General features: G+C 37.2%; 21 protein-coding genes. 12 read left to right on the top strand and 9 right to left on the bottom strand.

Annotated features, from left to right (window positions below; all coding sequences use genetic code 11):
- Nucleotides 1–712: 712 nt before the first annotated feature.
- The 3 genes from AC012T_RS08935 to pedR form a co-directional block, all read right to left on the bottom strand.
- On the bottom strand, nt 713–1,708 hold the full coding sequence (locus tag AC012T_RS08935; RefSeq protein ID WP_487064952.1) for a glycosyltransferase: 996 nt from the start codon (nt 1,706–1,708) through the stop codon (nt 713–715).
- Between the two features lie 95 nt (nt 1,709–1,803).
- Nucleotides 1,804–2,517 carry a DUF6391 domain-containing protein gene (locus AC012T_RS08940; RefSeq protein ID WP_487064954.1) on the bottom strand — a complete coding sequence of 238 codons (714 nt, stop codon included), beginning with the start codon at nt 2,515–2,517 and terminating at the stop codon, nt 1,804–1,806.
- Between the two features lie 466 nt (nt 2,518–2,983).
- Complete coding sequence (gene pedR, locus AC012T_RS08945; protein WP_015213071.1) at nt 2,984–3,259, bottom strand: photosynthetic electron transport-dependent transcriptional regulator PedR; 276 nt, start codon at nt 3,257–3,259, stop codon at nt 2,984–2,986.
- Nucleotides 3,260–3,690: 431 nt separating this feature from the next.
- On the opposite strand from pedR, the gene AC012T_RS08950 reads away from it, so the two are divergent.
- Nucleotides 3,691–4,671 (top strand): carbohydrate kinase family protein, encoded by a 981-nt coding sequence (locus tag AC012T_RS08950; protein ID WP_487064956.1) that lies wholly within the window; start codon nt 3,691–3,693, stop codon nt 4,669–4,671.
- On the opposite strand, the gene AC012T_RS08955 is transcribed toward AC012T_RS08950, so the two are convergent.
- Nucleotides 4,668–5,150, bottom strand: a complete 483-nt coding sequence (locus AC012T_RS08955) for a gluconokinase (protein ID WP_487064958.1) — start codon at nt 5,148–5,150, stop codon at nt 4,668–4,670. The two genes, AC012T_RS08950 and AC012T_RS08955, sit on opposite strands and share 4 nt — an antisense overlap.
- A 284-nt stretch (nt 5,151–5,434) precedes the next feature.
- Here AC012T_RS08955 and AC012T_RS08960 point away from each other — a divergent pair, with 284 nt between their 5' ends.
- Nucleotides 5,435–6,457, top strand: a complete 1,023-nt coding sequence (locus tag AC012T_RS08960) for a DUF2235 domain-containing protein (RefSeq protein ID WP_487064960.1) — start codon at nt 5,435–5,437, stop codon at nt 6,455–6,457.
- Between the two features lie 83 nt (nt 6,458–6,540).
- On the opposite strand, the gene sfsA is transcribed toward AC012T_RS08960, so the two are convergent.
- Nucleotides 6,541–7,266, bottom strand: a complete 726-nt coding sequence (gene sfsA / locus AC012T_RS08965; protein ID WP_487064962.1) for a DNA/RNA nuclease SfsA — start codon at nt 7,264–7,266, stop codon at nt 6,541–6,543.
- 138 nt (nt 7,267–7,404) lie between these two features.
- Here sfsA and AC012T_RS08970 point away from each other — a divergent pair, with 138 nt between their 5' ends.
- Nucleotides 7,405–8,523: a sensor domain-containing diguanylate cyclase gene (locus tag AC012T_RS08970; RefSeq protein WP_487064964.1), complete on the top strand. Its 1,119-nt coding sequence runs from the start codon at nt 7,405–7,407 to the stop codon at nt 8,521–8,523.
- 345 nt (nt 8,524–8,868) lie between these two features.
- Nucleotides 8,869–9,537, top strand: a complete 669-nt coding sequence (locus AC012T_RS08975) for a 2OG-Fe dioxygenase family protein (RefSeq protein ID WP_487064966.1) — start codon at nt 8,869–8,871, stop codon at nt 9,535–9,537.
- A 53-nt stretch (nt 9,538–9,590) separates the two neighbouring features.
- On the opposite strand, the gene AC012T_RS08980 is transcribed toward AC012T_RS08975, so the two are convergent.
- Nucleotides 9,591–10,064: a TspO/MBR family protein gene (locus AC012T_RS08980; RefSeq protein WP_487064968.1), complete on the bottom strand. Its 474-nt coding sequence runs from the start codon at nt 10,062–10,064 to the stop codon at nt 9,591–9,593.
- A gap of 443 nt (nt 10,065–10,507) precedes the next feature.
- Between AC012T_RS08980 and AC012T_RS08985 the strand changes: the two genes are divergently transcribed.
- Nucleotides 10,508–11,134, top strand: a complete 627-nt coding sequence (locus AC012T_RS08985; RefSeq protein ID WP_487064970.1) for a DUF3611 family protein — start codon at nt 10,508–10,510, stop codon at nt 11,132–11,134.
- A gap of 55 nt (nt 11,135–11,189) precedes the next feature.
- On the opposite strand, the gene era is transcribed toward AC012T_RS08985, so the two are convergent.
- Nucleotides 11,190–12,164 carry a GTPase Era gene (era, locus tag AC012T_RS08990; protein ID WP_487064972.1) on the bottom strand — a complete coding sequence of 325 codons (975 nt, stop codon included), beginning with the start codon at nt 12,162–12,164 and terminating at the stop codon, nt 11,190–11,192.
- 675 nt (nt 12,165–12,839) lie between these two features.
- On the bottom strand, nt 12,840–13,478 hold the full coding sequence (locus AC012T_RS08995; RefSeq protein WP_487064974.1) for a histidine phosphatase family protein: 639 nt from the start codon (nt 13,476–13,478) through the stop codon (nt 12,840–12,842).
- A gap of 304 nt (nt 13,479–13,782) precedes the next feature.
- Here AC012T_RS08995 and AC012T_RS09000 point away from each other — a divergent pair, with 304 nt between their 5' ends.
- Nucleotides 13,783–15,174, top strand: a complete 1,392-nt coding sequence (locus AC012T_RS09000) for a carotenoid oxygenase family protein (RefSeq protein WP_487064976.1) — start codon at nt 13,783–13,785, stop codon at nt 15,172–15,174.
- A 690-nt stretch (nt 15,175–15,864) separates the two neighbouring features.
- Nucleotides 15,865–16,920, top strand: a complete 1,056-nt coding sequence (locus AC012T_RS09005; protein ID WP_487064978.1) for a J domain-containing protein — start codon at nt 15,865–15,867, stop codon at nt 16,918–16,920.
- A gap of 42 nt (nt 16,921–16,962) precedes the next feature.
- Here AC012T_RS09005 and AC012T_RS09010 read toward each other — a convergent pair whose 3' ends face one another.
- Nucleotides 16,963–17,784 carry an alpha/beta hydrolase gene (locus AC012T_RS09010; RefSeq protein ID WP_487064980.1) on the bottom strand — a complete coding sequence of 274 codons (822 nt, stop codon included), beginning with the start codon at nt 17,782–17,784 and terminating at the stop codon, nt 16,963–16,965.
- 237 nt (nt 17,785–18,021) lie between these two features.
- Between AC012T_RS09010 and AC012T_RS09015 the strand changes: the two genes are divergently transcribed.
- From AC012T_RS09015 to rpmB, 5 genes are all read left to right on the top strand, one after another.
- Nucleotides 18,022–19,644: a DUF2264 domain-containing protein gene (locus AC012T_RS09015; RefSeq protein ID WP_487064982.1), complete on the top strand. Its 1,623-nt coding sequence runs from the start codon at nt 18,022–18,024 to the stop codon at nt 19,642–19,644.
- A gap of 51 nt (nt 19,645–19,695) precedes the next feature.
- On the top strand, nt 19,696–20,661 hold the full coding sequence (gene hpsE / locus AC012T_RS09020) for a hormogonium polysaccharide biosynthesis glycosyltransferase HpsE (RefSeq protein ID WP_487064984.1): 966 nt from the start codon (nt 19,696–19,698) through the stop codon (nt 20,659–20,661).
- On the top strand, nt 20,661–21,665 hold the full coding sequence (locus AC012T_RS09025; RefSeq protein ID WP_487064986.1) for a glycosyltransferase: 1,005 nt from the start codon (nt 20,661–20,663) through the stop codon (nt 21,663–21,665). Before hpsE ends, AC012T_RS09025 begins: the two co-directional genes overlap by 1 nt.
- 77 nt (nt 21,666–21,742) lie before the next feature.
- Nucleotides 21,743–22,912, top strand: a complete 1,170-nt coding sequence (locus AC012T_RS09030; RefSeq protein WP_487064988.1) for a glycosyltransferase family 4 protein — start codon at nt 21,743–21,745, stop codon at nt 22,910–22,912.
- A 290-nt stretch (nt 22,913–23,202) separates the two neighbouring features.
- On the top strand, nt 23,203–23,439 hold the full coding sequence (gene rpmB, locus AC012T_RS09035) for a 50S ribosomal protein L28 (protein ID WP_015213089.1): 237 nt from the start codon (nt 23,203–23,205) through the stop codon (nt 23,437–23,439).
- Nucleotides 23,440–23,734: the final 295 nt, after the last annotated feature.

A 23,734-nucleotide genomic window follows, 5' to 3' on the forward strand; every position in this document is an offset into this window, starting at 1 on the left:
CTCCAGTAGTGGTAAAGGTAAATGATATCCCTGGGTTATAGAATGGTTTATAAAATGTCATCTATCCCAGATGAATTTCTTATTCCTGACTCCTGGTTTTGCCCAGTTTATAAGTGTTTTAGTTTGTTTTTAAATGGAGATACACGAATTGCTTAATTCCTAGTCTTGCCGTCATTAGCATTTCTTCGGGATCAGCGGCGTGCTTTCGTTAAATAGATATTAACCGGTAATCATGCCTAGTGAGCAAGGGGTCTGAAGACGGTTTTTCGTCTGTTTGACGTATTTATCAGCTCTTTGGGGATCATTATGTCAGGAAACCATGACATAATCAGTTTTCGGGGAGATATATATCAAGATTTCATGACATTTCTATCCACAAGCCCAAATTAGTTGGGGATTTGAGAAATCGGGGATCTGGTTACTCAGACAAAATTTAGTGGAAAATCCTTGCGCTGTCAGGGTTTTACTGACAACTATGGTGCGTCAGATATTAAATACCTTTTTACTTACAGAACTCCACAAAAAAGATGATCCAATTTCACCAAATCAAAGCGACTTTTCTTCCCCCTGCTCCCTGCCCCCCTGCCGTCACAACGACGGGATATTTTTTTAGTTATAAGTCTCTTACAGGATTTATGAAGTCTGACGTGGTTGGTGAGCTTGCCGAACCACACCCTATAAAGCAAGCCAGTTGCGTAAGAGGATGTTTGAATTACGAAAAATATTTTTGCTTGAGTTTACCATATACTCTTTTGACAAATAGTTTTGTTAAACGCCATTTTGTTAAATCTGGAATCTTTAAAGACGAATAGATTTTGTAATCAAAAAAATCATTTATTTCTGTTAAAATTAATGTAAATCTCTTAATAATATTTTCACTCCGGTACTCCGATAAAATTTCTGATGATAAAGTTAAAGAAACTGGAGATGCTAGAGATTTAAGAACACGTTGCACATCATACTCTAGAGAATATCCAGCAATTTTATAACAATTAAAGCCAGGATCTAAGTAATCAGAAAGTCCCCCATTAATACTAGAAAAAACCTGACATCCACAAGCGAGGGCTTCCATTGGTTGTAATCCAAAACCTTCACTAACACCTTGTTGCGCCCAATATTCAGCAGAATCGTAAAGATAAATTTTAGTTCGGTTGAATAATCCTGGTAAATCTTCGATATAAGAATCAACGACAAAGACATTACATTTTTTCTGCAATGCAGGAATTAATTCTTTGATTAAATATTCAGAAGATTTTCGAGTTTGAACTAAAATATCAATATCTCGCTCAAGATGCAAATTTGTAAATTCATCGGCAATTTGATTAGGTAAATAATAAATTAATGAATTAGGTGATTTTTGTCCCCAATATCCCATTGTGTTACGGCTGACTGTAATGATGGGAATATCTGACGGTAAATTGAAATTATAACCAGCAGTATGAGCATGATAAATAACATTATATTTTTGTAGTTTGGGCGCTAATTTAGCGATATCAAATCCCCAACTAATGATAAATATCACATCATTTAAGTTGTTTTCTTTGAGTAGATCATCAAGAAATAGTTTATCTTTTTCGCGTTGACGATAAGTAACAACATCAGCATGACAAATCTGTTGAGCTAAACCAACTGTTTTTAACTCTGCCCAAAGACCACCACAGGAAAATTTTTTATCTGTACCAGGAACTAAAAAATAAAGTTTTCTCATCAGAAAATTAATATAAGCAGTATTCACTTGAAGAAGATACAAAATTTACGGTAAAAACCACACAGAAAAAGACTTTTATTCCTAACTCCTAACTCCTAACTCCTAACTCCTAACTCCTGACTCCTGACTCCTGACTCCTGACTCCTAACTCCTGAATCACACCATTTTACTTTAATAAAATGCGCTTCACGTCCCCAGGAGTCACGGGTGCGGGTAATATTTTCAGTTTCTAGGTTAAATGGGATAGCTGTTGTTAGATAACGTTGGGCTATAAAACCTAAATCGGGTGCAAGTTCAGATGCTGTTGTGGCCGCTAAACCTAAGCCTATCAGTTGTTCAAACGGTCGAAATGGTAACAATAAATGCACACCTATAGCCAGTCCAGCAGTTAAAAGCATTGCTACAGATAAATTTGTACCGCAACGGGGATGCACGGCTAAATCCCATTCTCCGCTGGTGAGACGATGTTGGGCTAGTGTTACCGCGCGTCGCAAATGACTTATATTCACGTCACCATATAGATAAAATCCATGTTCTGTGGACAAACCACCTAATAGTTCGTTATCCAATTGCACATTAGTCGGCTTTCCTGGAGGGGAATAGGCGCTTTTAGTTTCACTGAGAACCCAAACAGTAGCGTGTTCTAGGGCATGAACCTGACGCAGCATAAGAATTTCTTGTAACCCAGGCAAAAAGGATAGCTGTTTAAGTAATTCCGCGTCTTGTTGAGAATATGGTGCGATAAAGTCAAGGTTAAAAAAGTTAAAGGGAGATGAGGCATCTGGAAAAGAAGAATTAGTAGTATTCATTTTCCCTCAGCTGATAAAGCAACATAGATTTCTTTCCAATGTAGCGTTTGCACCGCTGTATTATTGCTAATTTTTGTGGATAATTTTTGGAAAAAGATGAAGGCAAGGGGGAAAGATTGACATTCTCACCATCTTACTTACGTTAAAGATGGGGATTCTAAAGGTCACTCTATTCAAGAACAATTATGCCCTTTTCCCCTTATGCCTTCCCTGACTTCTGAATAAAGTCTATTGATTCTTTGAGCTTTTCCTCGGTTATCTGTTGTGCTGAATTCTAAGAGGAATTCTGATATACAAGTTCCGATAGTGGAAAGAAAGTTGATTCCTTAGCGTCAACTTTCGCTTAAGTGAAAGTTGCGGAACTTGTGGTAGAGGTTCACACTGAAAAATAGGAGTGAGGAGGAGAACAATCAGTAAACCTCAAAATTGACTTTTCAGCATACCAGATGGGAGTAATAGCAATCGACTAACCAATGGTTTCATCGTTATGGATGGGGAGGGTACAGCAATTGACATCATTTAAGCAAACTTTACCCCATTGTAAAGCCCAGCGAACTAAAGCGACTCGGTTGTCCGTTTTAGTTTTGGTGAGGATGTTGCTGATATGGTTATCTACTGTACGTTTGCTAATCTCCAGTTTTCCTGCAATTTCTTGGTTAGTTAAGCCTGCGGCCACTAAGTCGATAATTTGCAGTTCTCTGTCTGACAGACTAACAGGGGTCTGAGACTCATTAGCAGCCATGACTTATTTATTTCTCCCTTGGTATATGTACTCAATCGCTCTTTCTAATTCTAAAAGATTCTCTCAGAGGCAGACATTACAAATGTTCCGAGTAATACTAAAGTCCATATTTTCTTTGGATTTGATCTGGAGTTTCATCTAGCCCATTAAATATTTTGTATTAAATGGTACGTTTTTGTATGAAAATTCCCTTGTTTACTGAGGTAATAAATTTAGGAATTTAAAAGCATATACACTCTATTTAGGCATAAAAATTGCTATTGTATTCTATGACCAGCCCTTCGGGATGTGAACAGGTAATATTCTTGTGAATGTCTAGAGGTGAATTGACTACACCTTTAAGAGTTTTGAACTGCTTGAAAATCTCTACGGCTTTAGCCCAGAGAGAGGTCAAACATATTCTTAATCCCAAGTCGTAAATCAAAAATGAGATGAGTAATCCCCGTGTTTTGTGCCTTGGCGAAGTTTTGTTTGATTGTTTAGCTGATCAATTGGGGCTAAAGTTGGAAGAAGTGCAGTCTTGGACTCCCTATCCAGGTGGAGCGCCTGCTAATGTGGCCTGTGCTTTAGTAAAGTTGGGAACGCCAGCAGGATTTATTGGTGCGGTGGGAGAGGATGAACCTGGTACTACTCTGGTGAAGCTGTTACAAGATGTAGGCGTGGATACGACGGGTGTGCAACGTCATCCTACAGCACCAACGCGACAAGTTTATGTGATTAGGGATTCGGGGGGCGATCGCACTTTTGCCGGATTTGGTAAATATGATTCTTCAGAATTTGCTGATACCCGTCTTCAAGCTAAACAACTGCCAAATTCGCTGTTTGATGAAGCAGACTTTTTGGTAGTAGGAACTTTAGAACTGGCCTATCCTGAAAGTGAGCAAGCTGTTTTGCGAGCCTTAGATTTAGCAGAACAATATGATCTGAAAATTATTCTGGATGTAAATTGGCGACCAGTATTTTGGCAAGATGAAAATACAGCTAAGTCAAAAATTCAGGCGTTATTGAAGAGATTTGATTTTCTCAAATTAACTAAAGAAGAAGCCCAATGGTTATTTGATACCACAGATCCAGGAGCTATTACTTATCGCCTGAATTCATTGGAAGGTGTTTTAGTAACAGATGGTGAAAATGGTTGTTCCTATTGTTTAGGTGAAAACGAGGGCAAATTACCTGCATTTTCTATATCTGTTGTTGATACAACTGGTGCGGGAGATAGCTTTTTGGCTGGGTTTATCCATCAATTATGTCAATCTGGAATTCAAAGTTTGAGGGATGGAGAAACTGCAAAACGAGTTGTCACCTATGCCAGTGCTGTGGGGGCGCTGACTACTCTTAAACCAGGTGCGATCGCATCCCAACCTACCCCTGCTGAAGTTGATGCTTTTCTAGCTTCTCATCAACTCGCCTAAAATCCTAAAGCCTTTCTAATCTTATCTACACTCACTTCATTCGGCTGGGAAATATCAACATAAATAGCATTATCTGGCTCTTCAAGGTCATCAAACTGACTTTTGAGGAGTTTTTTATTCATAAAGTGATTCTGCCGCTTTTTCAGCCGTTCTTGAATAATATCGAAAGATCCTTGGCAATAGACTAACTGGATGCGACTATCACATAAGAGAATTTGGCGATAACTGGCTTTAAGAGCAGAACAAGCTAAAACTACATTTTTATTTTCTTGCAACCAAATTTTAATATTGGTCTGTAAATCTTGTAACCAAGGCATTCTATCAGCATCATTGAGGGGAATACCGAGCAGCATTTTTTCAATGTTTTGTGGTGAGTGGAAAGCGTCACCATCATAAAATTCCCAGTTTAGTGATTCTGCTAAAAGTTTACCAATAGTAGTTTTACCAGATCCAGAAACACCCATTAAAACAATAATCATTAAATTACAGCCAGAAACAACAATTAACCTTTGCCCAAACTATATAGCAATCCTATTTGAGTTGAGAACTTATCAGTGAGGGAAGAGAATAGAACAATAACTTGTGTAATTAATTCTGTCTAAGTATCGAGATCATTAAAAACTATACGTATTTCCATCCCTGTAAGAAGAAGTACTAAAGTTTAAATATCGTGTATTTTGCAGTATATTTACCATATAAGGCGGTAATATACAGAAAATCTAGCTTGATTAAAATTCAGTATTCTCTAGAAGAGTGAATGCAAATGAAACGGATTATTATTTGCTGTGATGGAACTTGGCAAACCTTAGAAACTCCATATCCAACGAATGTGGTCAAAATGGCTCAAGCTATTAAACCAGTCTCTAATGAGCGCATTTACCAACTGTTATTTTATGATGAAGGTCTTGGCACTGGTAACTTAGTTGATCAGATTGGAGGAGGTGTTTTTGGTTGGGGCATTGACCAAGCCATTCAGAAAGCCTACCGTTTTTTATGTCTCAACTATGAAAACGGTGATGAAATTTATTTATTTGGTTTCAGTCGTGGTGCTTATACTGCACGTAGCTTGGCTGGATTAATTTATTGTTCAGGATTATTGAAAAGACAATACATTCGGAAGATTCCAGAAGCTTATGAACTTTATCGAAATAGAGATGAAAATGCTCGACCTAATGGTGAAAAATCAGTTAATTTTCGCAAACAATATGGAGAGAATGTCCCTATTGAAGTCTTAGGATGTTGGGATACTGTAGGTTCCTTAGGTGTTCCAGATCTGATTCCTTATATCCCCATAGATAACTGGATTAATGAGAAATATAAGTTTTTTGATACTAAGCTCAACCGCTATATTAAAAAAGCCTTTCATGCAGTGGCAATTGACGAAACCCGCAAGGCATTTGATGTAACTCCTATGACACCTCATCATCCCCAGCAAGTAACACAACTATGGTTTCCTGGTGTTCATGGTTGTGTTGGAGGAGGAACTCAATCAACCAGAGGTTTATCGGATGCGGCTCTACAGTGGATAATGGATCAAGTATCTGAAATTGGTCTAGACTTAGATAGAAGCTATGTTGAAGATGGAATTGAAGCAAATTATCAAACTATTTTTCACCATGATCAAAAAGTATTTGATAAAATTTTGCCAACTATTTTACGCAACGTTGATGATCAATTTTCAGAGTTGCATGACAGTGTAAAGAAGCGTTGGCATGATTCTTCGCTCAATTATAGACCTGGAAACTTGAAGAAATTCCAAGAGCAACTTGATAACTGGAAACCATAATAATTTTTATGGTAAAGATAGGGGAAATTTTCCTTTAAAATTTACTCAACTGCTTTTTCATACTTTTCAAATATTCTCTTACATTAAATTTTCAATTTTGCCAAACCTAAATAACGGATACCTTCTGGAGAAATATCAAAACGACAGGGCAAAACTTCTAAACCAAGGGCTATAGCTTGTCGTAACAACTGACCATAGATAGGATCTGTGCTATCACCGGGAGCAAATTCTGGACAATCACCCCGATTGATAAAGTACAGCATGACTGCACGATTTTGGGGTAACACCTCCATTAATTCACGTAAATGTTTTTGTCCTCTTGTGGTTTCTGTATCGGGAAATAATGCTAAATTTCCTTGTGTCCAAGTAGTGTTTTTAACTTCTAAATAAATCGGACGTTGTTGATCAATTCCGGTTAGGTAAAAATCTACACGGCTTTTTTTATCTTTTCCATAAACCACTTCGCCCTTAACTTGTGTATATTCACTTAGTTCTGGAAAAAGATATTTTTCTAAAGCTAGTTTTACCACTCTATTGGGTAAGGCTGTATTCACACCTACCCAAGTCGGTTCTGGCTCTTGTACTTGAATTAACTCTAAGGTGTAGGCTAATTTACGGTTAGGATTATCGCTTTTAGAAATTTGTACTGGACTACCAACAGTAGACACTCCAGTCATTGGCCCTGTGTTGGGACAGTGGGCTGTCACCATTTCCCCAGAAGTAAGTTGAACATCAGCAAAAAAACGTTTGTAGCGTTTTAACAATACACCAGGGTAGAGTACTGGATAGTTATAAAGGCAATCAATCATGTAATTATGTTAAATATTTATTTAAGATATTAGTAATAATACGATTAAACTAAAAATAAATATCATCATAATTTTATAGAATATTTTGATATGGTGACTCACATTAGGTAACTATAAAAATACTCGTTAAAAAATATTATGAGCAACGAATATAATTCTGCACTTACTGCTACTGAGTACTATGTGCATTCAATGGAACATTTACTGAAAATAGTTCAAGAACTTTGTTCAGTACATTCTTTAGAAGAGATTACAAAAATTGTACTAGTAGCAGTACGAAAACTGACGGGTTCTGATGGTGCTACTTTTGTGCTATCCGACAATGGCTTTTCCTACTACGTGGATGAAGATGCTATAAGTCCGATGTGGAAAGGTCAGCGATTTCCAATGGATACAACTATTAGTGGCTGGGTAATGAGGAATTGTCAACCAGGGATTATTGAAGATGTATCTGTTGATCAAAGGAGTTCCCATTATTTTTATGAAAACACATTTATCAAAAGTATGGCTATGGTTGCCATTTGTCCGCAAGGAGGTGTTGATGCTGTTGGTGCTATTGGTACTTATTGGGGAAAACACTATCAACCGACTCATGAAGAGGTGAAGTTGCTGCAATTACTTGCAGATAGTACAGCGATCGCAATGGATAATGTGGCTATGTATGCAGAACTGGAGAAAAAGTTGAGCGATCGCACTACAGCCTTAGAAATTGCTCAAATCACTTTACTACAAGAAACCCAAGAACGCAAAGCTATTGAGGCTGAAATTCGCCGCATCTCACACACCGATGAACTGACTGGACTGCATAATCGACGCGGCTTTTACCTGATGGCCGAACAGCAGCTACGATTAGCCAAGCGATCGCAAATGTACACCAGTCTCATGTTTATTGAACTGAGTACACTTACTTACATTCATGAAACCTTTGGTTATGAATTTGCTGAAGACGCTATTGTTATCGCTGCAAATTTGCTCAAACGGAGTTTACGCAATTCTGATACACTAGGACGGATAGAAGAAGATCAATTTGTTGTCCTCGTACAGGGATACCAGCTTGCTTGTGAAGTGATAGAGCAACGAATGGAAACTAATATCCACCAATTTAATCAGACTCAACAGTTACCATTTCCGCTATCTGTAAATATAGGTGTCTATCCCTATGATTCCAGTCAGACTATTTCACTAGATGACCTGGTTGCATTAGCTCATCTGAATATCCATCAAAGAAAATTAGCCAAATCTGAAAACCCTCAATGAACCTGAGTTTGGAGTTTGGAGTTTGGAGTTTGGAGTTTCTCCTATGCCTACGGCACGGCTTCGCCTAACGGAGTTATGATTTTTAAGAGCGAGAGAATAAAGGTTTGAGACTCCTACTGGGGGGGAGTTTTCCACAAATTATCTTATGTCGAACTCAGGTTCAATGAATTAACGATAATTGGTCAGGTACAGCTAAGTAGGTGGGCTTGATGAAATGTTTCAGTAACTTAACAAGTTTTGTAGTTAAATTTACGACAGTTAAATAATAGTTGCATATAATAGATATTACAGGCCTTCCACATTAAAAAATTGGGAAGGATTTTAAAATGCAAGGAAAAAAGTCCTATGCAAAAAGTCTCATATGCTACGGAATTAGAATATGCTTTTCTGTTTACCCTGAGAAAAGTAAATTCGATCAATACTGAAGGTTTTCAGCCATTTTTTCAAAACTTACCTGTTGATCCTTATATTAAAGGTAAATATCGCTCAAGAAGGTTATCACGGGTTACGGTTTCTGAAAATAAGTTAATTAAACTTCCACATGGATACCTATTTCAAAGCCGAGATTATAATCCCTTATTGGGTGATATAAAAAGAGATTTTGCAGAATTAGAAGATGCACTTGTAGAACTAGATATTTTTAAGAACCTGGTTTTAGCTTTTAGCGATGCTTGTAAACTACACCCAGAAGCCGAAATTGGTATTCATCAAATTAGAACTGCTTGTTCACCAGGTCATTTAGGAAATCCTGCACCTGAAGGCATTCATCAAGATGGAAGTGATTTTATTGGCATATTTTCTGTTTCTAGAGAAAATATTCAAGGTGGAGAAACACATTTATATGCTGCTAAAAAAGATCAGCCAGTTTTTAACAAAATTTTGCAACCAGGAGAACTAGTTGTAGTCAATGACCATGACTTTTTCCACTTTACAACTCCCATTAAATCTCTCAATCCAGCACCAGGAACTAGGGATGTGTTTGTACTTACTTCTCCCAGTTTAATCTCTGAATAGATAGTAAATTTTCCCTGATTTTAGAGCAATTATGAACTCTCAATTGAATGATTTTAAGCATCTTGTTGATTGAGATGAATCATTTCCCAAGTTGTATATGTGCCAATGGGACTCCACAGTAAATAAGGAATTAGTAATATTGCAGCCCAAACAGAAACAGGTAAGACGGCTATGGTTACTAAAAGACAGATTATAAAACCTGTACCCCCAAGAATTGTACCTACCGTTAAACTGCGAAATCGAAACATTACAGGTGTGTAAGCAATTGTAAATATTTCCAGAAGTAGGTATAAAATCATCATTAACCAAGTTACACCAGTACCTGGGCTATGTTCCCAGATAATATAAGCTGACCAAGCGCCACAAATAAATATTACTGTCCAAATCAATGGAATTGCGGACTCAAACGTAAGCCATTTGGGTCTTTTTAAGTGCTTGAACCACTGGCGATCGCTTGGTGTAATCTGGTTAGCCCCTAAGGCTACTAAAAAAGCCACACCCCCGATTACCATCCAAGATTTAATCATAGTTTCCGATCCTTGGCGCTGATTTTCAAGAGGACTGATACAGTAATATTATCAGTTAATGATGTGGTGAATTGTACATATTATGGAAGATAAAGGAGAATATTTTACTTCCTCCTGTCTTCTGCTTTGCGCTTGAATATTTGGCAGTAATTAGGGCTTGCTGAACGCGAAGAGCGTGCCGTTAGGCATATAAACCAAAAACCTAGATATATCAATAGTTACAAGCTGAAAAAGTAGAAAAAGGTGCAAGAAATAAGCGATGAAATCATCAAAAACCATTCATTTACCCAGATTTGAGAATCTTCTGATCTCCTTCTAATTCTTCCTCCTGACTCCTGACTCCTGACTTCTAGCCCTAATTATGTCTGGAGATGGGGGTATGGAGTCGGCTAATGGAACTAACCTTTACAAATAGAAGATATACCGTGCAACCAGTAATGAATATGCACACTGATGAACCCGAAGTACGATCGCACGAATCAGACTCCAAAAAGCGATCGCACAACCAGCACCAAGCATCCCTGGCACTAAAACCAAAAGTACAAGATCTTGCCAAAACTATTCGTCTCACCGGTTGGATGACTTTCTGGATTCAATTGGCTTTGTCTATGGTTTGCGGCTTGGCTTTGTTATTTACTATTACTGGTCGTGATTTTGCTCAACAACAAAATACTGGTTTAGGAGTTGGCATATTTTGGTGTGGTTGGGGAATTTTAGTGCTATTTTTCAGTATTTTTTGGAATTTTCGTTATACACGCTTCGGTAAACGCCTCGCAAATTCTAATCCAACCTTGCATCCTAGTAAGGCAGAAACAGTTAGAGCGATCCGACTGGGAATCATGGTCGGTTTAGTAGGGATGTTGTTAAGCATCTTTGGTGCAGGAGCTACAGTGAGTGTGCTGGTAGCCAAATCTGTATCCCAACCCCCAGGAGTAGCAATTACCGACCCTTACAGAATTATTCGCGCTATGGATGTGTTTGTCGCAGTGGCAAATGTCAATGCTATTGCGGCTCATTTTGTGGGAACTGTGGGTTCTATCTTCTTGCTAGAGCGAGTCCATCAGCATTAGTTTGGTGATTGGTAATTAGTGATTGGGTTATTAACCTCCCCATATCCCTAATCTCTTACTCTTCCACGCGATACCCCAATTCTGCCAACCTGATTCTTGACTGTCGCCATTTTGGTTGGACTTTGACAAATAATTCTAGATACACTTTGCCGGTAATTAGCTTTTGAATTTGTTGACGAGCTTCACTACCGATCGCTTTGAGCATTGTGCCACCTTTACCAATGAGGATTCCTTTTTGGGAGTCTCTTTCAACATTGATGGTAGCGAGGACACGGGTAATAGCTGGGGTTTCTTCAACTAGATCAATTGCGATCGCAACTGAATGAGGTACTTCTTCACGGGTCAACAGCAAAATCTGTTCCCTGATTAATTCCCCCATAATAAACCGTTCTGGTTGGTCTGTAACCAAATCAGGTGGATAGTAGAACGGGCCAGTTTCTAAATTACCAATTAATAATTCTTGCAGTTCTGGTAATCCTACCCCAGTCTTGGCAGAAAATTTGACCATTTGCCATTGATGTTCAGTTGCTAACTGGGTGTAACTATCATCTAGCTTTTGGAAATCTGAGGGTTGTTCGTCGATTTTATTTATCCCCAAAATCACAGGGGTTTGACTACGACTGAGTAATTCAGCAATATAGCGATCGCCTCCACCACAAGCCACTGTACCATCAACTACAAACAACACCACATCTACTGACTCAATTGCCAGCTTGGCATTTTTTACCAATACTTCCCCTAATTGATGATGAGGTTTATGAATTCCTGGGGTATCTACAAAAATTAACTGTGCTGCTTCCGTAGTTAAAATGCCCCGTAACCGATTCCGTGTAGTTTGGGATATTGGTGATGTGATTGCAATTTTTTGACCGACTAAATGATTCATTAAAGTAGATTTACCGACATTAGGACGACCAATAATGCCGATAAAACCTGATTTAAATTCAGGAGGAGCTTGGGGAATTGTCACTTCTCCTGCAAAAGAGAATGTATAATTATCAATACTACTCACCTTAGACTCCACCTTCATATTTCACGATTGGGATAAATGGGTTTCTTGCTGTAATCGAAAATAAACATAAAATCACCTGGAAATTCCAGATATTTTCTGATCTTAAATTTACGCTACCTATTTAAATAATATACTTTTTCAAACATCAAAAACCAAAAAGCCCATAATTATTGTTTCACTACTTCCATAGTTTTCAAACTAACTCACCTTAAATGTACTCCTTTTGATTGAGATAAGAAGTTTTACAAGATTACAAAAAAACCTAAATTTGTCCTATGGGTACAATTAAATGCTAAACCCGGATTTCTCAAATCAACCCAAAAGCATTTTTGCAAAAGTTAATTTTTAATCTTTTTGAGTATATATAAATCTAGAAAAACAGATAATATTTCCCTAGACAGATATTTGTTCCCCGTTAAGAATCTCCAGCAATGAATTTAATTTTGTTCAACCACTGAACTTTTAAGTTTTATCTCGTTATATCGTTCCCAGTTTTTAACTGGGAATGATATCAAGAGAGGCTCTGCCTCTACTTTCATGGAAGGTAGAGTATTCTAGAATTCATTCCCATACAGAATATGGGAACGAAAGGATCAGAGGAATGACACCCAGTTTTTACAAGGCTTTTACGTTAAGTTGACTCAATGGGTTTCCCAACCCTCGATTGCATTCACCCAAAAACAGCTATAACTATTAAGTTCCGGGTAAATTCCGCAATCTATCATCTAAATGAGTCCGGTCAGCCAAAGCCTGTAACATTGGCCCATGATCTGTAAACTGGACAATACTTAAAGACCCAACCGGACACCCCCAACGATAACGAAAGCGTCCCACATCAATTCCTAATAAACTACAAAGAATGATTCTGATAGTTGCCTTATGAGCAACAATTAAAACATTACCATCGTTGTAAAGATGCTTAATTTCTTCAATTACTTGCATAGCGCGAGAAGCAATTGTTACCGCTAATTCTCCACCAGTGGGAGCATACCAAGCGGGGTCGGCTAACCAACGGATATAATCATCATGATATTCACGGCTAATAATTTCTGGGGTTTTACCTTCCCATTCACCATAGTTAATTTCCTTTAAACCATCTCGCAGTTCAGGTTGCATTCCTATGGCTGTACATAGAGGTTTCGCTGTCGCTATGGTTCGTCGCATAGGACTAGAAAAAACTGCCTTCCAGTGGGTAGAACTATAAGCAACTGCAAAAGCATTTGCCATTTCTATCCCGTCAGGGGTGAGTTCTGAGTCTATTGCACCGCAATATGCATTCATGCGACTAGATTCTGTTTGTCCATGACGGAGTAGATAAAGAGTTAGGCTCACGGTATATTCTCACTGAGGTTGAATTTAGCAGTCTCAATCTTCAGAATAACCGTATTAACGTGAGTTCGGTGTTAGGAGTTTCTCCTGCGGAGACGCTACGCGAACGGAGTTATGATTTTTAAGAGCGAGAGAATAAGGGTTTGAGACTCCTACTTGTGGCGAGTTTTCCACAAATTCTCTTATGTCGAACTCACGTCGTATTACTGTCCAGGAGAAAGTACGATGCCTATGGGGGTATAGCGATCGCACACTTTGCTCAATTATATTAAAGAAGAAAGTACCGTAATAAAACTCAATATTAACAATGGTAGTAACCGCAGTAAATCCCTATCTTGATGGCAATTTTGCCCCAGTGCGCCAAGAAATCACCACAGACAGCCTAAAAGTTATCGGTGAATTACCCTCTGATCTTTCTGGGATGTTTGTCCGTAATGGCCCTAACCCCCAGCATTCACCTATAGGACAGTATCACTGGTTTGACGGTGATGGAATGTTACATGGCGTGCAAATTAGCAACGGTAAAGCCACTTATCGCAATCGCTTTGTCCGCACCAGAGGCTGGAATATTGAACATGAAGCAGGTAAAGCTGTCTGGAGTGGATTGTTAGAACCACCCCAAATGGATAACCCTCACGGGCCTGGTAAAAATACAGCTAATACTGCGTTAGTATGGCACGCAGGACAACTTCTAGCACTGTGGGAAGGGGGTGCGCCGCATAATATCCAACTTCCTCAATTAGAAACCATTAGTGAATATACTTACAATAATCAACTCGTTTCTCCTTTTACTGCTCACCCTAAAGTAGACCCAGTGACAGGGGAAATGATGTTCTTTGGCTACTCATTTGCCCCACCATACCTGCAATATGGCGTAGTTTCAGCCCAAGGAGAGTTATTGCGAACCGTCCCCATTGACATCCCAATGAGAGTAATGATGCATGATTTCGCCATTACTGAAAATTACACCATCTTTATGGATTTACCCTTGACATTTAGTCCAGAACGAATGCAAAAGGGAGAACCGATGATGATGTTTGAGAGCCAACGTCCCAGTCGCTTTGGCATTGTCCCACGTCACGGCGACAACAGCAATATTCGCTGGTTTGAAACTCCTTCCTGCTACATCTTTCACACCCTCAACGCCTACGAAGATGGTGACGAAGTAGTACTTATTGCTTGTCGCATGAGTTCCACAAACCTCTTAATGACTCAATCAACAGATCCCACAGCAGACATACCCCTACTACACCGTTGGCGCTTTAACCTCAGCACAGGTGTAGTCAAAGAAGAAATGCTAGATGACGTACCAGCCGAATTTCCTCGCATTAACGAAAATGCTTTAGGAAGAAAAACCCAATATGGCTACGCTGGAAAAATGGCCAACAGTCCTGTACCTTTATTTGAAGGGGTAATTAAGTACAATTTCAGTAATAGCAAATCCCAAACCCATGAATTTGGACAAGGACGCTATGGCGGTGAAGCAGTATTTGCACCCCGTCTTCATGCAACTACAGAAGATGATGGCTGGCTTATAACCTTTATTTATGATCAAAATTCAGAAACTTCCGAATTAATAGTAATAAATGCTCAAGATGTCACCAGCGAACCCGTCGCACGAGTCATCATTCCCCAACGAATACCCTATGGTTTCCACGGTGCTTGGATATCAGAATCACAGTTGAGAAATTCTATCTAATTCGTAAGAATTCAGGAGTCAGGAGTCAGGAGACGCTACGCAGACCTGCGGTTCAGAATGCTTATGACATCAAGAATAGACAGAAGTGAGATTTTAGCAAAATCATCAAAGTTGACTAAAAAAGCTTTATTCTCCTGACTTTTGTATTCTCTATCCTGAATACTTACTCTAATTCATCACTTCTCGTTCCCATACTCTGTATGGGAATGAATTCTCGAAGGCTCTGCCTTCCTTTGATAAAATAGCATCCCAAGAGATAAAATAAACCATTAGATAGATTAAATTTAATTAACACAATTACCTGTTCAAAAAATAGTAAAGTAAAAATATCAATTCACTAAATAGGGCTTGCTTAATAAAGCTAAAACTTAGATATATCAAGAGTTTGAAGGTTAAAAAGGTGAATCAGTTGCAAGGAATAAGCGTTGAAACTGTTCATTTACCTATCACTTGACCAGATTCAAGACGATTCTTCTCTTCTTCTAATTCTTCCTCCTAACTCCTGAATTCTGACTCCTAGCCCATGACTTACGTCACGCTGCGCGAACACAGATAACTTTTATGCCTAACGGCACGCTACGCAGTAAGCGAAGCTATGCCCGCAGGGCTTTACAGCAAACCCTAAATAATTATAATTTCTTCTGTCCACTCACAGCAATCTTGTAAACCTGAAACTTACTTACCTTTGTCATGGCTAGAAAAACCAAGTCTGCATCTCCTACCAACCCAACACCTGTACTTGCACTTTCTGAACTACATATCCATTTAGAAGGTTTAGAAAAAGAACACCAATCACTACTCAAACAGATCAAGAGAAAACGCACAGAACTAAATAACTTTGTTGAACAAATGCGTTCTTTAGCCACCGAGGTATTTCATCAAGCCACCCCATGCTTCAAAAAAATGGCAGACCTCGACCAGGAAATTCATGCACTTTTCAAGGAAATTTTTACTACCAGAAAATTTGGTAAACAAACCCAAAAAAATATAGAACAGCTTTATTTAAATCTTCAGATGTCAGGGATAATTAGCCCCAACTCTGCCCAAAAACAAGATGATAATGATACGGAACTAGATGAATTGTTTGAAAATTCAGAAAATGATGATGAACATAATCAAAATCGTCATCACTATTGGGAATCACGAAATGAATCAGAGTCTACTTCTGCAAGCAGAACAGAAGAATCAAGAAAAGTTCGGCAGACATTTTTGAAATTAGCAGAAATCTTTCACCCAGATAAAGTACAAGACAGTGAAACCCATAAGTCTCATACAGAGATCATGAAAGAAATCAATAAAGCCTACCAAGAAGGAGATTTAGCAAGACTTTTAGAAATTGAACGTCAGCATCAACTAGGAGAATCTATTGATAGCAATAGTGAAGATGATTTAACTCGTAGATGTAACAATCTAGAACAACAGAATGAAATTCTTAAAACTCAATATGAGAAATTAAAAAAAGAACTACGTCTAGCTAAAAATACCCCTGAAGGAACAATGGTTTCTGATTCTCGCAAAGCTGCAAAACAAGGAATTAACTCTGTTAATTTAATGTTAGAAACTTTAGAATCTCAGATTAATATCATTGTGGATATTCGTGATTTTATCAAAGACTTTAGAGAGCAAAAAATTACCATTAAAGAATTTCTCGCAGGTCCCCCCAGTTTGCGCTCATCGAGAAAGGATATGATGGAAGAACTGCTAGAAGAAATGATGCAAGAATTAGGGGGAGTAATTATTTTTTAAAATGGGAATATTATAGCTTTAGTTTGTAATTTGAAATAAGTTCTAATTTTTTAAAAGCAAATCAGTAAACTCGCGCAAAATCTTTCCATAATTATCTCCTGCAACCGAAAGTACATTATTATGATTTGCTGTCTCTACCCACAAATAAAGTTTAGGTGAATTAACAGCAGCAAATAATTTTTCACCATGAGCAAAAGGAATAATTTCATCTGATTTACCATGTATCACCAACACAGGAAATTTTATTTTTTTGATTTTATCCAAATTAGTAAATTTATCAAAAGGTAAAATCGAAAAAGGTACAACAACCCGAAAAGCTGAAGTAAAAGCACTTTCAAGAATTAAACCAGCCAACGGTTTTCGTACCGCTAAATCTACTGCTGAACCACCCCCAACTGAACGCCCAAAAACAATAATTTTCTCTGGTTTAATCTTTAAATCTTCAATTAAATAATTGTAAGCAGTTTCAATATCCTGATAAGCATGATTTTCTGTAGGTGTTCCTTCACTCGTACCATAACCGCGATAGTCATAAGCAAAGACACTGAAACCTAAATCGCGTAATTTTTTTAATGTTTCTTTGATATCTCCCAAATCTTCCGCATTCCCATGAACGTAAAGAATTGTGTATTTAGCTTGATTGTTTGGTAAATATACTGCTGAAATTTGCTGTTTTCCCCTAGTCTTCAGCTTGATAATGTCTTTTGTATCTTCATAGCTAGATGGTTGAGGCAGAAAGATCATACTATCTGCCCGAAAATATACATAGACAGCAAACAAAGTGTAGATAAAAATTAAAGATTTGAGCATCCGTTTCCAGGTAAAATCACCAATTAGCAGTTTTTTTAGTCGTTGTTTATCCATGATCTCAGTGTAAAATTGATGTACTTCAGTAATGATCACAAGTATGATATTATGCTAAACATGGTGATGACTCAAGTTGCTAGTTATTCATCGGAGCGATCCTTCCCGTAAGCTACCTTAATACAGATAGCTTATTCAGCAAGAAAATTACCAAATATCAAATTTGGTAATCATAAAAAATTCATTTTTACGTTAAGTTATTGAATATAATGTCAAAATTGCTTTGACTAAACCGTATTGAATGATCAATTCAATCAAATCAATAATCAATTAAATATTGATATTAAGAATTTATTATTGAAAAAGGTGATTTCCCTTTTAACTAATCACAAAATGAACCTTTTTACAAAAAAGACTATGAAGTGGATAGCAATTTTGCTGATCATAGCTATGTGCGTAGTGTTTATTGAAGCAAAAGTAAAAAATCTTTCCAGCAGAGCAGTTCCTGGGTGGTCTAAAACAAGCAAACCATTTCAGGGCTATGAAGAAATAGATGCAAAAATTAAAGATACCTTTATAAATCAAAATCAGCAATCTCCCTTTTTGCGTTACCAAGCTATATTTGAATATTTCACCACTGGGTTTATAAAATATCGTTCTCCTAATGGAGCGCTTGTTTATTATCCAGGCGTGGGTAGCTTTAATGGCAAAAATGTAGATGCGATAGAAGGATTTGCCCGTTTTTTTCCTCTTGCTGCTGTATGGATATCATCTGGAAATAGCCATATTGTAGATATTAATGGTAATAAAAGTGATCTCATTCAACTTTTGCATCAAGGTATAGTTGCTGGTACTGATATACAGAATTCAGAGTACTGGGGCGAAATAAAAAATATAAATCAACGCACTGTAGAAGCATCTGATATTGCTCTTGGGCTTTGGATTAGTCGTGACCATCTTTGGACTACCTTTTCGCCTCAAGAACGCCACAATATTGTTGCTTGGCTTGAGCAAGCAATAGTCACAAAATTACCTGATAGTAATTGGATTCTTTTCCCTATCATTATTCATAAATCTCTTGAAAGTCTAGGAGTAAGTAACAAAAAATATGATAAATTTATTGAAGATATGTATAAAGATTATAAACAACGGCATTATATAGGTGAGGGATGGTTTGATGACCCACCCACAGGAGTGGACTATTATAACGCTTGGGCTATCCACTATAGTCTTTTCTGGCTAGACCAAATCGATCCTCAGTTTGACCCTGTTTTTATTAGAAAAACCCACGAAGAGTTTTTAAAGTTTTACCGTTATTTCTTCAGTAAAAATGGATTTCCTGCAATGGGAAGAAGTCTATGTTATCGTATGGCAGCACCAACACCACTATTAACTGGAACTTTATTAGCGCCAAATATAGTATCTCCTGGTTTTGCTTACAAAGCATTAGACTTAACTTGGCGTTTTTTTGTAGAGCAAAATGCACTACAAAAAGGTACAGTTACACAAGGTTACTGTTCTACAGATTTGAGCATTCTTGATTCATATTCAGGAGCAGGTAGCTGCTTGTGGTCTCTGCGGTCTTTGATAGTTGCTTTTTACGTAAATCAGTCGATTCCTTTGTGGAATTCATCTCCAGAAAAACTACCTATTGAAATTTCTGATTTTTCTGTAGTCAACAAGTCTATTGGGTGGCAGATTAAAGGTGAAAAATCAACACAAACAATTGAATTACAACTTTTAAAAAGACAAGGAAAGAAAGCACCAAAAATAAAGGAATATGGAATGATCAACCAAATAAAAGAATTCATAGCACAACGCCCTTTCCGTCCTAAAAATTATGAAGCACTATATAACCGTCCTTCATATTCAACTGCTTCCCCAATATCAAAGTGCCGGAAAAATAATTCTCAAGATTAATGTATGCTATGATCCCTTTTGTTTTTGAAAAACGAGTAAGTATTAGTAAATATGTCTCCTAACTTGACTGTAGCTATACCTACTTACAATGGAGAAAGCCGTTTACCTCAAGTTTTAGAACGGCTGCAAACTCAAAGAGGTATTGAAAATCTTAATTGGGAAATTATCATCGTTGATAATAATAGTACAGATGGTACAGCAAAGCTGATTCAGGAATACCAAGCTAATTGGCCTAACGACATACCCTTACGTTACATATTTGAACCGGAACAAGGATTAGCTTTTGCTAGAAATAAAGCCATCACAGAAGCAAGAGGTGAATTAGTTGGTTTTTTAGATGATGATAACTTACCAGCACCTAACTGGGTGATTGAATCCTATAAATTTGGACAAGAACATCCTAAAGCAGGAGTATATGCTAGTCAAATTCATGGCTTATTTGAAGTCCCACCCCCAGAAGATCTCAAACCAATCCTGTTTTACCTAGCTATTACTGAAAGAGGTTCCCAACCCCTCTTGTATGAACCTCGTGAAAAAGGTTTTCCCCCAGGTGCAGGTTTGGTTGTACGTCGTCATCTGTGGAAAAACTATGTCCCCAAAAAGCTTTTTCTAGTAGGTAGGGTTGGGTCATCAATGTTAGCTGGTGAAGATGTAGAAGCTATGTTGTATATTTATCGAGCCGGATGGGAAATTTGGTATAATCCAGAAATGCTAATAGAACATATTATCCCATCCTGGAGATTAGAAAGAGATTACTTAATTTCCTTGATGCGTGGAATTGGTTTGAGCCGCTTTTACCTGCGAATGTTACTGCTTACAAATTGGCAAAGACCTTTTTTATTTTTTTTATACTTGCTCAATGATGGACGTAAATTAATATCATATTATATTCGTCATTGTCAAATAATTGAAAGTGAAGTTGTGGCAGGTTGTGAAATGGAAAGACTTTTTGCCACTTTTATTAGTCCTTTCTATTTAGGATGGATAAAAATCAAAAGATTACTAAAAATAAAATAATGTCTATTATATCTGTAATTATTCCAGTATTTAATGCTGAAAGAACTATTCATGAAACTATTCACTCAGTTTTAAATCAAACATTTGGTCAGTTCGAGTTAATAGTAATAAATTCTGATTCAACAGATTCAACGTTAGAAGTTATTTCTCAAATTAAAGATCCACGTATAAAACTATTTTCTTATCCAAAGGCAAATGCAGCAGTTAATCGGAATCGTGGTTTAAAACACGCTTGTGGTGAGTTTATTACCTTTTTAGATGCAGATGATATTTGGACATCAGATAAACTTGAAGCACAATATAGGGTGCTACAAGAAAATTCCCAAGCAACTGTTGTGTACAGTTGGACTGATGCGATTGACGAACTAGGTAAATTCCTACGTCCATGCAGTCACTCTACTTGGCAACGTGATGTTTATGCAAAGTTATTGTTGGATGATTTTATTGGTAGTGGTTCTAATGCAATGATTCGCTCTTTGGCTTTCGACAAAGTAGGTGGTTTTGATGAAACACTTACTAATGCTGAAGATACAGATATGTGGTTACGGTTAGCTGCACAATATCATTTTATTTTTGTTCCTCAAGTACAGATTTTTTATCGTATATCCAATAACTCAAAATCTTCTAATATTCTAGGACTAGAAATATCTAACTTACGAATTATTGAAAGAGAGTTTGCAACTGCTCCTCTATCTTTACAATATCTAAAGCCTTACAGAATTGCTAATCTATATAAATACCTCAGCTACAAAGCCCTGACAGTTGCCCCAGGAAAACACAACAGCATTCAAGCAACTCGAATTTTATGGCTAACTATTATAAATGACACTACTCTTTTACAGAAGCCAATTATCTATAAAGCTTTCTTAAAACTAATGATTATGACTCTACTAAGTCCTCAACAAGCAATGTTATTACTGAATAAATTTCCTAAGCTCTCTAATATTAGTACATTTTTTGGTTATATAAAAACTAATGTCCCAGTCCCAGATTCTTCAAGCTAAATGGAAGTCAAAAATTACAATCTGTTCTTAAATTTCGTTGTATGAGATTAGTTAATAGAAAGAAGTAAATTATGAATATGAAAATAGCGTATGTAGCGGTAGATGATTTTTTAAATAAAAGCTCTTGGACAAAAAATCTGCAAGGGCGTTGTGCGGCTGAATATTATATTGCTAAAAATCTGACAGATGAATCTACATACATAGATTATATTAGCCCACTTGGCAAAAAATTTTCCCTATTAACCAGAGCAAAATGGAGCTTATATAATTATATATTCCACAAAAAATATTATCGCTGGGCAGAGCCAATAGTCGTTAAAAATTATGCCCATCAAATTGAAAAAAAATTAAAATTATTAGATACGGATATAGTTTTATGCCCAGAAAATATAGTCCCAATTGCTTATCTTAATTGTCATCAGCCACTGGTTTTGTGGACTGATGCAACTCTCAGTTCTCTCATAAATTTCTATCGACATATGGAAAATTTGTGTGATGAGAATATTAAAAATATCTATACGATGGAAGCGGAAGCTCTGAATCGTTGTCAATTAATTATATATACTTCAGAATGGGCTGCTGAAGATGCTATGCAAACTTATGGGATTCCTACATCTAAAATCAAAGTAGTTCCTTATGGAGCAAATTTAGAAGGTGATAGAACTTGGGAAGATATCCGAGTAATTGTAGGCTCTAGAGAGAAGAATAAATGCAAATTACTTTTTATGGGTGTTGACTGGTTGAGGAAAGGCGGAAATACTGCTTTTCAAGTAGCGAAAGAGTTAAATGAAGCAGGATTAAATACTGAATTAATAGTAGTGGGATGTCAACCAGAAATTAATGAACCTCTACCCGAATTTGTGAAAGTTATAGGGTTTGTTGATAAATATAAAACAGAAGGTGCAGAAACAATCAATAGATTATTAGCTGAAGCACATTTTTTAATTTTGCCTTCGAGAGCAGAAGCATTTGGTCATGTATTTTGTGAAGCAAGTTCTTTTGGTTTGCCTTCTTTAGCAAGTAATATTGGTGGTATTCCAACCGTAGTTAAAGATAACTTCAATGGTAAAACATTTTCTATTAACGCCAGCATTTCCGAATACTGTAACTATATAATTAGGTTAATGACAAATTATAGTGAGTACCAACAAATAGCGTATTCATCTTTTGAGCAATATCAATCTCGATTAAACTGGCGAGTATCTGTGCAGACTGCTAAACAGTTGATGAAAGAATTAGTAGATTAACCAATAATTGTATCTTGTTACCGGGATCTTGATTAATTATGCGATCGCACTCCCCTAGGTACTCCCCTAGATATTCCCTAGTTAATCCATGCCGCTTCTGTGTTATGTTGCTAATTTAAGCAAAAATATAACCTAAGCTCTTCCAAAATTTAAAAAAAGTTCAAAATCTCAGAGAAAAAGCCTTCTCCCCTTCTGCCTTTTTGCAATAGCAAATTCCAAACCCAAATTTTTGCTGTAAAGCGCCTAAAATAGAAAGGCTGTACTCAAATAGTAATCTGGAGATATTTGTCATGTCCCGTCGTTGTCAACTAACTGGTAAAAAGGCTAATAATGCGATGGCTGTTTCCCACTCTCACCGTCGCACCAAGCGTTTGCAACAAGCTAACCTGCAAAGCAAGCGCGTTTGGTGGGCTGGTGGTAATCGCTGGGTAAAACTAAAAATGTCTACCAAAGCCATCAAAACTTTAGACCAAAAAGGTATAGAAGTAATGGCTAAAGAAGCAGGTATTAACCTGAACCATTACTAAACCCGCATCCCTGCTTAGTACCAGAGTAGGAAAATATTCCCTCAATCACCTCCTCTCTGGGGAGGTTTTTAATTAGTTTGCATATTTTTGCACATAAGTGATATTTTTTTTATAAAAGCTGGGTAGTATAAACTTGCACTGTTAATAGAAACTTCATAAAGTTTGACTACAGTTCCACACTTCTAAGTGAAATCACTGAGCAATATGCTAGAATATAGCATATTAGAACTATTTAATTTTAATAATTTCAGTATTTTCCAGATGAAAGCGAAGATTACAACAATGTTATAACTAA

The organism is Anabaena sp. EIM26 (assembly GCF_057568715.1).